The 13,895-nt window shown below is 58.5% G+C and carries 10 protein-coding genes and 2 tRNA genes; 2 read left to right on the top strand and 10 right to left on the bottom strand.

Annotated elements, in window-relative coordinates; translation table 11 throughout:
* Positions 1-1,041 (top strand): AraC family transcriptional regulator, encoded by a 1,041-nt coding sequence (locus AC1RT4_RS01080; protein ID WP_493082987.1) that lies wholly within the window; start codon positions 1-3, stop codon positions 1,039-1,041.
* Positions 1,042-1,361: 320 nt separating this feature from the next.
* Here the strand turns inward: AC1RT4_RS01080 and AC1RT4_RS01075 are convergent, their stop codons facing one another.
* Both AC1RT4_RS01075 and AC1RT4_RS01070 read right to left on the bottom strand, forming a co-directional pair.
* Positions 1,362-2,225: a DUF2242 domain-containing protein gene (locus AC1RT4_RS01075; RefSeq protein WP_493082985.1), complete on the bottom strand. Its 864-nt coding sequence runs from the start codon at positions 2,223-2,225 to the stop codon at positions 1,362-1,364.
* Positions 2,226-2,318: 93 nt separating this feature from the next.
* Positions 2,319-3,218: a LysR family transcriptional regulator gene (locus AC1RT4_RS01070; protein WP_493082983.1), complete on the bottom strand. Its 900-nt coding sequence runs from the start codon at positions 3,216-3,218 to the stop codon at positions 2,319-2,321.
* A gap of 122 nt (positions 3,219-3,340) precedes the next feature.
* Here AC1RT4_RS01070 and AC1RT4_RS01065 point away from each other — a divergent pair, with 122 nt between their 5' ends.
* The gene (locus AC1RT4_RS01065) at positions 3,341-4,546 is read left to right on the top strand and encodes an MFS transporter (protein ID WP_493082981.1); all 1,206 of its coding nucleotides are present in this window, start codon (positions 3,341-3,343) and stop codon (positions 4,544-4,546) included.
* A gap of 60 nt (positions 4,547-4,606) precedes the next feature.
* On the opposite strand, the gene AC1RT4_RS01060 is transcribed toward AC1RT4_RS01065, so the two are convergent.
* The 8 genes from AC1RT4_RS01060 to AC1RT4_RS01025 form a co-directional block, all read right to left on the bottom strand.
* Positions 4,607-6,478, bottom strand: coding sequence for a SurA N-terminal domain-containing protein (locus AC1RT4_RS01060; protein WP_493082979.1), 1,872 nt, complete (start codon positions 6,476-6,478; stop codon positions 4,607-4,609).
* A 231-nt stretch (positions 6,479-6,709) separates the two neighbouring features.
* Positions 6,710-6,982, bottom strand: coding sequence for an HU family DNA-binding protein (locus tag AC1RT4_RS01055; RefSeq protein WP_002552737.1), 273 nt, complete (start codon positions 6,980-6,982; stop codon positions 6,710-6,712).
* Positions 6,983-7,130: 148 nt separating this feature from the next.
* On the bottom strand, positions 7,131-9,527 hold the full coding sequence (gene lon, locus AC1RT4_RS01050; RefSeq protein ID WP_007951557.1) for an endopeptidase La: 2,397 nt from the start codon (positions 9,525-9,527) through the stop codon (positions 7,131-7,133).
* Positions 9,528-9,690: 163 nt separating this feature from the next.
* A complete protein-coding gene (gene clpX, locus AC1RT4_RS01045; protein ID WP_007951558.1) occupies positions 9,691-10,974 on the bottom strand; it encodes an ATP-dependent Clp protease ATP-binding subunit ClpX in 1,284 nt (427 codons plus the stop codon).
* A gap of 113 nt (positions 10,975-11,087) precedes the next feature.
* Positions 11,088-11,723 carry an ATP-dependent Clp endopeptidase proteolytic subunit ClpP gene (gene clpP / locus AC1RT4_RS01040; RefSeq protein ID WP_493082977.1) on the bottom strand — a complete coding sequence of 212 codons (636 nt, stop codon included), beginning with the start codon at positions 11,721-11,723 and terminating at the stop codon, positions 11,088-11,090.
* Positions 11,724-11,815: 92 nt separating this feature from the next.
* Complete coding sequence (tig, locus tag AC1RT4_RS01035) at positions 11,816-13,126, bottom strand: trigger factor (RefSeq protein ID WP_045121656.1); 1,311 nt, start codon at positions 13,124-13,126, stop codon at positions 11,816-11,818.
* A gap of 400 nt (positions 13,127-13,526) precedes the next feature.
* Positions 13,527-13,602 (bottom strand) — tRNA-His (locus tag AC1RT4_RS01030).
* Positions 13,603-13,678: 76 nt separating this feature from the next.
* A tRNA-Leu gene (locus AC1RT4_RS01025) sits at positions 13,679-13,763 on the bottom strand.
* Positions 13,764-13,895: the final 132 nt, after the last annotated feature.

Genomic DNA, 13,895 nt, shown 5'->3' with positions numbered 1-13,895 from the left:
ATGAAACCGCAGCCGATGCGTCTCGGGGATCTGTCGGTGGGCTTCGTCCACAGCCTGGCCGATGCCGTGCGCAGCCATGACGTCGATCCGCTGCCTTTGCTCGAACAGTATGGCCTGGATGCCGCGCGCCTGGCCGAAGCCGGCGCCCGCCTGTCGATCCCGCGTTACATGCGCCTGGGACATGGCGCGATCCAGCTGACTGGCGATTCGGCATTGGGTTTGCGCATGGGCGGGCTCAGTCGATTGAGTCAGGCCGGGCTGGCCGGCGTGACCGCCGCGCAGGCGCCGACCGTGCGCGAGGCCGCCCGCTGCCTGACTCGCTTCGAACCGTTGTACGGTTCCAATTATCGCGGCCAGTCGAGTTTCCACGAGGACGCCAGCGGTGCGTGGCTGCGCTTCTACTCAATCAGCCCGTACAACGCCTACAACCGCTTTGTGGTGGATTCGATCATTGCCGGCTGGCTGCATCAGTTGTCCAGCGTCAGCCCTGAGCCCTTGCGTGCCGAGCGGATCGAGATCGAATTCGACAGTCCGGATTATCGCGACGCTTATACGGTGCTCGGCGAATGCCCGATCCAGTTCGGCGCCGAACACAATCAACTGCGCCTGAGCCTCACCAGCCTGGCCCAACGCAACCCGGAGCATTGCCCCAGCACCTGGAAACATTTGCTCGGTTTGTGTGAACGGGAGCTGGAACAACTGACACGCACCCGCAGCCTGCGCGAACGCATCACGCAATTGCTCGGGCCGTTGCTCAATGGCGGACGGGAACCGGACCTGGAAGAAGTGGCGGCACGCCTGAAGCTGCCGACCTGGACGTTACGGCGAAAGCTGGCCGAGGAAGGCACGCAGTTTCGCGCGATCCTCAATGACACCCGCCGTGATCTGGCGATGACCTACATCCGCGACACCGAACTGGCATTCGGTGAAATTGCCTACCTGCTGGGTTTTGCCTCGGCCGAAGCTTTCCAGCGCGCCTTCAAGCGCTGGAACGGCCAGACACCGGGCGAATTTCGCCGCAGTCACCGCAAGACAGGCTGACGTGTCACAGCTCGGTGGCGTCTTCCGCAGGCTCTGGTGAATCCAGTTCGTAAGCCTGGAATTCGAGCAGTTCTTCTTGATAGTCATCCATTGCGTAATCCCCCTACTGCTTGCTTGAAATGGCCTGGAACAAATGACCAGTGCCTCGAGCATAAAGTGCCCGTGTGAAGGAAAAATGAAACGCGTCCTTCATGAAATAAACGTAGCAGGCGGTCAGGAATTTATCGCGGGAAATTTTTCGACGGGGCTTGCAGGAAGAAGCTCAAGGGAGACAACAAAACGCCACGCGTCCGACAGGGGTCGGAGGCGTGGCGTGAAGTTTACTGCCCGGAGGCAGGCATGGCCGGAATCGGCTCGGAGGGCGGCGGGATGTCCGTCGGGTTGGCCGGCGGCGTGATGGTTTCCGTCGCAGGCGCAGGCTCGGCAACCGGTGCCGGGGTGATCGGCGCGGCTTCGGCCGGCGGTGCTACCGGCTCGGAACTGGCCGGGGTCGCTTCTGCAGGCGCTGGCGTCGGTGCCGCAGCGGGCTCGGCGGCCGGCACTGGGGCCGGGGTCGGTTCAGCCGCTGGGGCTGGAGCCAATGGAGCCGGTGTCGCCTTCGCTTCCGGTACACCCAGGTCGGTCTTCGGTTTTTCAGTGATGTGCGCAGCTTTCTTCGCATCGGCCGGCAGGAACAGCTCGACCAGCGTGAAGAAGCGCTCGTAGAACTTCTGCGACGACACGGTTTCGCTGGCGACCTTGACCATCGAATCGTCAGACGAGCCGATCGGCATCGACACCGAGCCCAACACGCCGACACCGAGGCTGGCCGAATTGTTGGTCTTCTTCAGCGCGTAGCGGTCCTGCAGGGCGTTTGCGAACACGGTGGCGTGATGGCCGGCGCTGCCATCATCGGCGCACACCACGTTGAAGCTGATCTCCAGGTGGGTTTCGCCGGTCTGCTGGAAGCTCTTGTGCCCGCTGACCAGTTTCGGGTCATTGCTGGTAATGATGTAGCCCTGGCTGAGCAACGCTCGGCGGGCCGCTTCGCAACTGGCGGTGTCGGTCACCGGGTAATTGCGCGAAAAGGTGCCGGAGTCGTCGAAATTCTCATGCTCGTAGATAGGCTTGTCCTTGGAGCAGCCGGCAGCGGCGGTCAGCAACAACGCCAACCCGAAAAAACGCACGGGAATAGAATTCAACATTAAACATCCTGAGGGGAAAACGGTCCGGGGCGTATTGTGCAACAGATCGCTGTCCCGCGGCGTATGGATTAGTGTCTTAAAACAGTTACAACTCTACCGGTCATGGGCGACAGGAAAAAGTCGCGCCGATAAATGATCGATGAACACGCGCAATTTGGCGGTTGCGTGCCGGCTCGACGGCCACAGGACCCAGAACTGCCCGACGTGCTCAAGATGCTCATCGAGCACGCGCTGCAGGCGACCCTGTTGCTGCGCTTCATGGATCATGAAGTCCGGCAGACAGGCGATGCCCATCCCCGCCAGCGCCGCATGCCGCACGGCTTCGATCGAGGTACTGACCAGACGTGTCGGCAAGGTCGGCTCGGGCGCGCCCTCCTCGCGCTTCAGCGGCCAGGGCTCCAGTTTGCCCGTGGCGTGAAACGTATGGCGCAAGCAGGCGTGCTCCGCCAGATCAGCCGGGGTCTGCGGTTCGCCGCGCTCGCGCAGATACGCGGGGCTGGCCACCAGCACCATGTGAAACTCGCCCAACGGTCGCGCCATCAATCGCGAGTCTCGCGGCTTACCCGTCCGGATCACCGCATCGAAGCCCTCTTCAACCACATCCACCATGCGATCGGTCAGGTCCAGATCCAGCTCGATCTGCGGGTACAGCGCCATGAATTCATTCATGACCGGCATCACCAGGTCATGCACCTGCGGCAGGCTGACCCGCAACTTGCCGTGAGGCGCCGCTGCGGCGTCACACAGTTCAAACTCCGCCGCTTCCACTTCGGCCAGAATCTTGCGGCAACGCTCAAGAAACAGCGCGCCTTCGCTGGTCAGCGTAATGCTGCGGGTGGTGCGATGAAACAAGCGCACATTGAGCCGCGCTTCCAGGCGGGCGATGCTTTTGCCGACCGCCGACGAAGACACGCCCTGCAAGCGTCCCGCTTCGGTAAAACTGCGGGTTTCCGCCACCTGCACGAACACCGAAATACTGCCCAGGCTGTCCATTCATCCCTCCCTGATTCACGACATTCTTGTCCGAGATGTTCGGAACCCTAACCTGTTTTTCCCGAATGTGCAGCGCCCTACCCTATGGTCTTCGTCTCCTTTGGCAAAATGGAAACCCGCCCATGAACGATGCGCCACTCACTTCCCCCACGCTCGTCGGCACCGTCGAACCCGCAGAGCGATTACCGCTGGGCGCACTGCTCGCACTGGCCACCGCCGGATTCATCACCGTGCTGACCGAGGCGATGCCCGCCGGCCTGCTGCCGCAGATGAGTGCTGGGCTTGATGTTTCTCAGGCCCTGATCGGGCAACTGGTCACGCTGTACGCCATTGGTTCGATGCTGGCGGCAATTCCTCTCACCATCGCCACCCGAGGCTGGCGTCGGCGTCCGCTGCTGCTGTCGGCCATTGGTGGGTTTGCCATCGCCAACAGCATCACTGCGTTGTCGGAACTGTACTGGCTGACTTTGATTGCACGCTTGATCGCAGGCGTGTTTGCGGGGCTGCTGTGGGCTTTGCTGGCGGGGTACGCGAGCCGGATGGTCGCACCCCACCTACAAGGCCGGGCGATTACGGTGGCCATGCTCGGGGCGCCGCTTGCGCTGTCACTGGGCATTCCCGCCGGCACCTTGCTGGGCACGGCCGTCGGTTGGCGCCTGAGCTTCGCGATCATGACCGGGCTGACCGTGCTGCTGGTGATCTGGGTGCGTTGGCAAGTACCGGACTTCGCCGGTGAACGCGCCGGCAAACGCCTGCCACTGCGCCAGGTGTTTACCTTGCCGGGCGTGCGATCCGTGTTGTTTGTGACCTTGTCCTACGTCGTCGCGCACAACCTTCTGTACACCTACATCGCGCCATTTCTGGAGCCGTCGGGACTTGGCGCAGAAATCGATAGAGTGTTGTTGGTGTTTGGCCTGGCGTCGGTATTGAGCCTGTGGATCGTCGGCAGTCTGATTGATCGCTGGCTGCGTCAGCTGGTACTGGTCAGTGCCACGCTGTTCCTGCTGTCGGCGATTGCTCTGGGCCTGTGGCGCGAATGGCCGGGTGTGGTCTACACCGCCACCGCCGTCTGGGGTCTGGCGTTCGGCGCGATGCCCTCGCTGTTGCAGACGGCCCTGGCGAAAACCGCCAGGGAGGCTGCCGACACCGCGCAATCGATGCTGGTGACCCTGTGGAATGTCGGCATTGCCGGCGGTGGACTTGCAGGAGGCCTGTTGCTGAACAATCTGGGCGTCGGGACTTACCCGTGGCTGGTCGCAGGTCTGTTGCTGCTGACCTTGTATGCGACCATCAATGCCCGAAGCCATGGCTTCCCGAACGCCAGATAGCGCGCACAAAAAAGCCCCGGATTTTCATCCGGGGCTCGGGTCTTGCGGCTCAGCCAAGCATCAGAAACGCTTGATGTCGGCTTCGGCTTCCAGCTGCTTGCGGTACGCCGCGAAGTCTTGCTGGCCCACACGCGATGCGAGGAAGCGACGGTATTGCGCTTTCTCTTCATCGGTCGGAGCCGCCGCTTCGTTCACGCCGTTCAGGCGCACGATGGTCAGGCTGCCGTCCGCCAGCGTCACGCTGGTGAAGGTCGGCTTGTCCTTGGCAGCCGGTTTCGGCATGCGGAACAACGCTTGCAGCACTGCCGGATCAACGCCTTCCTGAGCGCGGTTCGCCGCTTCAGTGACTTTCCAGCTTTGACCGTCCACCGCCTTGTCCAGCGGGGTCTTGCCATCACGCAGACTCGCGATCAGTTGCTCGGCGTGGGTCTTGGCAGCCGCGCTGGCGTGCTCTTTGGTCAACTGGGTGCGAATGGCAGCAGCCACGCTTTCCAGCGGCAATTGAGCAGGCTTGAGGTGCTCCTTGGCGCGCAGCACGATCACGGTTTCCGGATCCAGCTCGATGGCGGTGCTGTTGGCACCCTCTTCCAGCACTTCGGTGCTGAACGCGGCCGTCACTACAGCACGGTTGGCTGCAACGCCTTCGCCACCTTCACGGCCGAATGGCTTGGAAGTGTGCACGGTCAGTTTCAGGTCCTGCGCTGGCTGGGCCAGGTCGGACGCTTCGAACGACGAGTCTTCCAGTTGCTTGGTCGCCTCGACGAAACGCTGCTCGACTTGCTGGGTTTTCAGCTCGCGGGTCAGCTTGTCCTTCAGGCTGGCCAGGGTCGGCACTTCAGGCGCCTCGACACCCAGCAGCTTGATCAAGTGGAAACCGAAGTCGGTGCGAACCGGCTCGGAAACCTGATCCTTGTTCAGCGAGTACAGGGCTTTCTCGAAGGCTGGATCGTAAACGCCAGGACCGGCATAACCCAGGTCACCGCCGTTGTTGGCCGAACCCGGATCCTGCGAGAACTCCTTGGCCAGCGCTTCGAATTTCTCGCCCTTGGCCAGACGCGCCTGGACTTCTTCGATCTTCGCCTTGGCCTGAGCTTCGGTGGTCTTGTCGTTGACTTCGATCAGAATGTGCGCCGCTCGACGCTGTTCCGACAGGTTGGCGATCTCTTTCTGATACGCCGCCTGCAGGTCTTCGTCCTTTACGGCAACCTGATCGAAGAACGAAGCCTTCTTCAGCTCCAGGTAATCGATGACCACTTGATCCGGGGTCATGAATTCCTTGGCGTGCTCGTCGTAGTAAGCCTTGACCTCGTCATCGGTCAGCTTGACGGCCGAAGGGTCAGCCTTGATGTTCAGCGTGGCGAAATCGCGGGTCTGTTTTTCCAGACGGGCGAAGGCCAGCACCTGAGCGTCGGTCACGAAACCGCTGCCCGCCACACCGGCGCGCAGTTGGCCGATCAGCATTTCCTGAGCCAGCATCTGGCGGAACTGCATGCGGCTGTAGCCCAGTTGACGGATCACCTGATCGAAACGGTCGGAGCTGAACTTGCCGTCGACCTGGAATTCAGGCGTCTGCAGGATCACTTGGTCCAGGGCCGCTTCGGAGAAAGCGAATTTCGATTGTTCTGCGCCTTGCAGCAGCAGCTTGCGATTGATCAGACCCTTGAGGGCCGATTCGCGCAGCATTTTTTCGTCCAGCAAGGAAGCGTCGAAGTCCTTGCCCAGTTGTTGCATCAGCTGACGGCGTTGCATATCCACCGCCTGGCTCAGCTCGTTCTGGCTGATTTCTTCACCGTTGACCTTGGCCGCCTCATTCTTGTGAGTCGTGGCCTGGAAAATGGCGTCGAAACCGGTCAGAGCCATCAGTGCAACGATGACTCCGATAATGGTCTTGGCAATCCAGCCTTGTGAATTGTCCCTGATATTCTGCAGCATGCGTCCCCCAGAAACGGTTGAACTTCAAAATTAGGCAACCGTGGAGCGTGGGTAGAATCCGGATAGAAGAAAGGCGCATCCGAGGATGCGCCTTCTCGTAACTGGCGGAGCGGACAGGGCTCGAACCCTCGATCCCGGTGTGACAGGCAGCTATTCCAACCGCCTGCTCTACCGCTCCGCTGCCAAGTCAGGCATGACCCCGACCCGGATGGGTAAAAACCTGAATCAAACTTAGTTGACGGCTTCTTTCAGGGCTTTACCGGCTTTGAAACCTGGCTTTTTGGCTGCCGCGATTTCCAGAGTCTTGCCGGTCTGTGGGTTACGACCGATGCGAGCTGGACGATCAGTTACGGAGAAAGTACCGAAACCAACCAGAACAACGGAGTCGCCAGCCTTGAGAGCGCCAGTGACGGATTCGATTACAGCGTCCAGCGCACGGCCAGCAGCAGCTTTCGGGATATCAGCGGATGCAGCGATAGCATCAATCAGTTCCGACTTGTTCACTCTAAGTCCCCTTATATCTATTTGAGTATGATTCTAAGTTTTTTGGTGAAAGCAAAAACGAGTGCTGAATGGCCTACAGACACTTAAGAGCCGCTTTATAACAAGGGCTCTAAAAAGCTGTCAAGGAAGCCCCCCAGGCAAAAGCGTATTAATGCGTGCTAATTCTTTCCTTAGAGTCAGACTCACGTTTTTCGTCCTTGGCAACTATCTCCGGAGCCACATCCGGCAAGGGCTCCGGCGCGTATTGCAGCGCAATTTGCAGGACCTCGTCAATCCATTTAACCGGTTTGATCTGCAGATCCTGCTTGATATTGTCAGGAATCTCCTTCAGATCGCGCACGTTCTCTTCCGGAATAATCACTGTCTTGATTCCGCCACGGTGAGCGGCCAGCAGTTTTTCCTTCAGACCGCCAATGGCAAGAACTTGACCACGCAGGGTGATCTCGCCGGTCATGGCGACATCGGCACGCACAGGAATACCCGTCAACGCCGACACCAGCGCTGTACACATGCCTACACCGGCGCTCGGGCCGTCTTTCGGCGTAGCACCTTCCGGCATGTGGATGTGCGTGTCGCGCTTCTCGTGGAAGTCCAGGGGAATGCCCAGGCTCTTGGCACGGCTGCGCACCACGGTCAGGGCCGCAGTGATCGATTCGACCATTACATCACCCAGCGAACCGGTCTTGATCAGTTGACCTTTACCCGGCACCACAGCGGCTTCGATGGTCAGCAGTTCGCCGCCGACCTGAGTCCAGGCCAGGCCGGTCACTTGACCGATCTGATCCTGCTGCTCGGCCAGACCGTAGCGGAACTTGCGAACGCCGAGGAAATGCTCCAGCAGATCAGCTGTCACTTTTACCGAGAAGCGTTTTTCCAGCGCGTGCTCTTTGACCGCCTTGCGGCAGACCTTGGCAATCTGCCGCTCGAGGCCACGCACACCGGCTTCGCGGGTGTAGTAACGGATGATGTCGCGGATCGCTTCTTCGTCGAATTCCAGCTCGCCCTTCTTCAGGCCGTTGGCTGCAATCTGCTTCGGCGACAGGTACTTGACCGCGATGTTGATCTTCTCGTCTTCGGTGTAGCCCGGCAGACGAATGACTTCCATCCGGTCCAGCAGCGCTGGCGGAATGTTCATCGAGTTCGAGGTGCACAGGAACATCACGTCCGAGAGGTCGTAATCGACTTCCAGGTAGTGGTCGTTGAAGTTGTGGTTCTGCTCTGGATCGAGCACTTCCAGCAACGCCGACGCCGGGTCGCCACGCATGTCGCTGCCCATTTTGTCGATTTCATCGAGCAGGAACAGCGGGTTGCGCACACCCACTTTTGTCATCTTTTGAATCAATCTTCCTGGCATCGAACCGATGTAGGTCCGACGGTGACCACGGATTTCCGCTTCATCACGCACGCCACCGAGGGCCATGCGCACGAATTTGCGGTTGGTGGCATGGGCGATCGACTCGGCCAGCGAGGTTTTACCCACGCCCGGAGGACCGACCAGGCACAACACCGGGCCACGGATTTTCTTCACGCGCTTCTGCACGGCGAGGTATTCAAGGATGCGTTCCTTGACCTCTTCGAGGCCGTAGTGATCGGCGTCGAGAATGTCTTCGGCACGGGCCAGGTCCAGACGTACCTTGCTCTGGGCCTTCCACGGCACCTGAACCAGCCAGTCGATGTACGAGCGCACCACGGTGGCTTCGGCAGACATCGGCGACATCTGCTTGAGCTTGTTCAGCTCGGCAGTGGCCTTGGCCAGGGCATCTTTCGGCAGACCGGCAGCGTCGATACGCTTTTTCAGGTCTTCGATTTCGTTGTGGCCTTCGTCGCTGTCGCCGAGTTCTTTCTGAATGGCCTTCATCTGCTCGTTCAGGTAGTACTCGCGCTGACTGCGCTCCATTTGCTTTTTGACGCGGCCACGAATGCGTTTTTCGACTTGCAGCAGGTCGATCTCGGCGTCCAGCAAGGCCAAAACGTGCTCGACCCGGGCCGACAAATCGATGATTTCGAGGATTTCCTGCTTCTGCTCGATCTTCAGCGCCATGTGCGCGGCCATGGTGTCTACCAGGCGGCCAGGCTCGTCGATGCTGTTGAGCGACGACAGGACTTCAGCGGGGACTTTCTTGCCCAGCTGCACATATTGCTCGAACTGAGACAGCAGGCTGCGCACGAACACTTCGGATTCGCGCTCGGCGGCGTCGACTTCGTCGATCAGCGACACTTCGGCACGGCAGTGGCCATCGACTTCGCTGAAGCGCTCGACAGCGCCACGCTGCTCGCCTTCGACCAGCACCTTGACGGTGCCGTCCGGCAGTTTCAGCAGCTGCAGAACAGTGGCGATGGTACCTACGCGATAGAGAGCTTCTTCACCGGGATCATCATCAGCCGGGTTTCTCTGGGCCAACAGCAGGATCTGCTTGTCACCCGTCATCGCGGCCTCGAGGGCTTCGATGGATTTCTCGCGCCCCACGAACAGCGGGATAACCATGTGCGGATACACAACGACATCACGCAATGGCAGGAGAGGCAATTCGATGGTGGTCTTCATGATTTCGCCTCTACGGCGGCCATATGGCCGTAATCAGATGGAATTGAGCTTGAAACCAAGATGGGGGCTGACTTGAAAAAAAACAAGCGCAAAGCGGATGTAAAAAACGACATAAAAAAAAAGAGGCCCGAAGGCCCCTTCTTTGTTCCGGCAGACCGGGCGCTTACGCGTCCGGTGCAGCCTTGGCAGCCGGCTCACTGTTTTCGTAGATATACAGTGGCTTGGACTTGCCTTCGATCACGCTTTCATCGATCACGACTTTGCTCACCTCGGACTGCGAGGGGATTTCATACATCGTGTCGAGCAGCACACCTTCGAGAATCGAACGCAGGCCACGGGCACCGGTTTTACGTTCCAGGGCACGCTTGGCGACCGATTTCAGCGCGTCGGAACGGAATTCCAGATCCACGCCTTCCATCTCGAACAGCTTGGCATACTGTTTGGTCAGGGCATTTTTCGGCTCGGTGAGAATCTGCATCAAAGCAGCCTCATCCAGCTCGTCCAGCGTCGCGAGGACCGGCAGACGACCGACGAATTCCGGGATCAGACCGAACTTGACCAGATCGTCAGGCTCGACTTCACGCAGGGATTCACCGACTTTCTTGCCTTCTTCCTTGCTGCGCACTTCTGCGTTGAAACCGATGCCACCCTTGGTGGAACGGTTCTGAATGACCTTCTCCAGACCGGAGAATGCGCCACCGCAGATGAACAGAATGTTACGGGTATCAACCTGAAGGAATTCCTGCTGCGGATGCTTGCGGCCACCTTGCGGCGGAACGGAAGCGACCGTGCCTTCGATCAGTTTGAGCAAGGCCTGCTGCACGCCTTCACCGGAAACATCCCGGGTGATCGACGGGTTGTCGGACTTGCGCGAAATCTTGTCGATTTCGTCGATGTAGACAATGCCCATCTGGGCTTTCTCTACGTCGTAATCGCACTTCTGCAGCAGCTTCTGAATAATGTTCTCGACGTCTTCACCCACGTAACCCGCCTCGGTGAGGGTGGTTGCGTCGGCGATGGTGAACGGAACGTTCAGCAAGCGGGCCAGGGTTTCGGCCAGCAGGGTTTTACCGGAGCCTGTCGGGCCGATCAGCAGGATGTTGCTCTTGCCGAGTTCGACGTCGTCAGCCTTTTTGTCACGCTGGTTCAGACGCTTGTAGTGGTTGTACACCGCTACTGCCAGAACCTTCTTGGCACGTTCCTGACCAATTACATACTGATCAAGGATGCCGCTGATTTCTTTAGGCGAAGGCAATTTATGCGCGCTGCTTTCGGCCTGTGCTTCCTGCACCTCCTCGCGGATGATGTCATTGCACAGGTCGACGCACTCGTCGCAGATAAAGACCGAGGGGCCGGCAATCAATTTGCGCACTTCATGCTGGCTTTTGCCACAGAAGGAGCAATAGAGCAGCTTGCCGTTGTCCTCGCCGTTGCGGGTGTCAGTCATTCGTTCGATCCAAATCCGATAGGCTTGCAACACAAGATGAAGGCTATTGCGGGCTTTTTCAAGCCCGCCGCTGATCAGACGCGCCGACCAAGCCTATTTTGAGCTGCTTATTTTTAAGCTGGGCGCTGGTTGATCACTTCGTCGATCAGACCGTATTCCTTCGCAGCTTCTGCACTCATGAAGTTGTCGCGGTTGGTGTCGCGCTCGATTTCTTCAAGCGTACGGCCGCTGTGCTTGGCCATCAGCGTGTTCAGACGCTCGCGGATGAAGAGGATTTCCTTGGCATGGATTTCGATGTCCGATGCCTGGCCCTGGAAACCGCCCAGTGGCTGGTGAATCATCACGCGCGAGTTCGGCAGGCAGAAACGCTTGCCAGGTGCACCGGCCGTCAGCAGGAATGCGCCCATGCTGCACGCCTGACCGATACAGGTAGTCGATACGTTCGGCTTGATGAACTGCATGGTGTCGTAGATCGACATGCCCGCTGTCACCGAACCGCCCGGGGAGTTGATGTAAAGATGGATGTCCTTGTCCGGGTTTTCCGCTTCAAGGAACAGCAATTGCGCGCAAATCAGGTTGGCCATGTAGTCCTCTACAGGACCCACCAGAAAAATTACTCGCTCCTTGAGAAGACGCGAGTAGATGTCATAGGCGCGCTCGCCACGAGCAGACTGCTCGACAACCATCGGGACCAGGCCGCCGGCGACCTGGATATCAGAGTTCTGCTGAATATAGGAATTACGGAACATGCTCTGCAGTCACTCCCAAATAGTCATGTCTTGAATACGCATAAGCCAGCTCGAAGGCTGGCTTATGGTGTGTGCTTCTAACGCAAAAACAATCAGTCGGCTTTTGGAGCTTCTACCGGCTTGACCGCTTCTTCGTAAGAGACCGATTTGTCGGTCACGCTAGCTTTCTGCAGAACAGTATCCACAACTTGTTCTTCCAGCACAACCGAACGAACTTCGTTCAGTTGCTGCTCGTTCTTGTAGTACCAGGACACGACCTGCTCAGGCTCTTGGTAAGCCGAAGCCATTTCCTGAATCATTTCGCGAACGCGGGCTTCGTCTGGCTTCAGGTCGAACTGCTTGACCACTTCAGCCACGATCAGACCCAGTACAACGCGACGCTTGGCTTGTTCTTCGAACAGCTCGGCCGGCAGTTGGTCAGGCTTGATGTTGCCACCGAACTGCTGAACAGCCTGCACGCGCAGACGGTCAACTTCGTTGGACAGCAGAGCCTTAGGCACTTCGATCGGGTTGGTAGCCAGCAGACCGTCCATTACCTGATTCTTGACCTTGGATTTGATCGCCTGACGCAGTTCACGCTCCATGTTCTTGCGAACTTCGGTGCGGAAACCGTCGATGCCGCTTTCCTTGATGCCGAATTGAGCGAAGAACTCTTCGTTCAGCTCAGGCAGCTTTGGCTCGGAAACGGTGTTTACAGTCACGGTGAACTCAGCGGTTTTGCCAGCCAGGTCCAGGTTCTGATAGTCCTCTGGGAAGGTCAGGTTCAGAACGCGCTCTTCGCCGGCTTTAGCGCCGACCAGGCCTTCTTCGAAGCCTGGGATCATGCGGCCGGAACCCAGTACCAGCTGAGTGCCCTTGGCGGAACCGCCAGCGAACACTTCGCCGTCAACCTTGCCAACGAAATCGATGTTCAGCTGGTCTTCGTTCTGGGCAGCGCGATCGGCCACTTCAAAACGGGTGTTCTGCTTGCGCAGGATGTCCAGCATCTTGTCCAGATCGGCGTCAGCCACGTCAGCGCTCAGGCGCTCAACGGTGATGCCTTCGAAGCCGGCAACGGTGAACTCAGGGAACACTTCGAATACGGCTACGTATTCCAGGTCCTTGCCAGCTTCGAGCGACTTAGGCTCGATCGATGGCGAACCGGCCGGGTTCAGCTTCTGCTCAACCACAGCTTCGTAGAAAGATTTTTGAATCACGTCGCCGATCGCTTCCTGACGTGCGTCAGCACCGAAACGACGTTTGATTTCGCTCATTGGCACTTTGCCTGGACGGAAGCCAGCAATTTTGGCTTTCTGGGCAGTCTGCTGCAGACGCTTGTTGACCTGGCTCTCAATCTGCTCAGCCGGCACGGTGATGCTCATGCGGCGCTCAAGAGCAGTAGTATTTTCAACAGAAACTTGCATGGATATTCCTCGTTGCACAGACGTTAGCCGGCCGTTTCCGACCCAAGAATCAAGGGCAAGCATTCTAGTAGGTCAAACTCAAGAAGTCACCCTACTGAAAACGGGTAAAAAAACAGCAGGCCATTTGAAGGCGGGGACAAACGGTTGCGCCTCGCCCTGTTAGCAAATACAGCCAATTCAAGCCAGGGCTCTGCGCCAACCTCTTCTATATATAGAGGCGGTTGAGTCATCTCCCTGACAGCCGACCTCGCAAGCAAGGCCGGCGGGCAGCGCAGCATCATCGAGCAACATTGATACGACGAAGCACCCTGCCCTGCGACCCGAAACCGGCAGCCGCCAAAATCCGAAACCGTAAAACAAAAAAGGCGCCAGACTGTTAAATCTGGCGCCTTTCGGAATATGGGGTGGACGATGGGGATCGAACCCACGACAACGGGAGTCACAATCCCGTGCTCTACCAACTGAGCTACGCCCACCATATTGCGTGCCAAAGAAGCCAAACAACTTCTTTGTAGAACTTCACCCGGCCAACGGCATGAATGAAGCTTTGATTGGTGCGGATGAAGAGACTCGAACTCTTACGCCTCGCGGCGCTGGAACCTAAATCCAGTGTGTCTACCAATTCCACCACATCCGCGGATGAAGCTTTTTAAAGCAAAGGCGCCAGACTGTTACATCTGGCGCCTTTCGAAATATGGGGTGGACGATGGGGATCGAACCCACGACAACGGGAGTCACAATCCCGTGCTCTACCAACTGAGCTACGCCC

Source organism: Pseudomonas sp. GW821-FHT11D10, assembly GCF_058808435.1.
The sequence above is the reverse complement of the archived record's forward strand: the minus strand, read 5'-3'. Positions and strand labels throughout refer to the sequence as shown.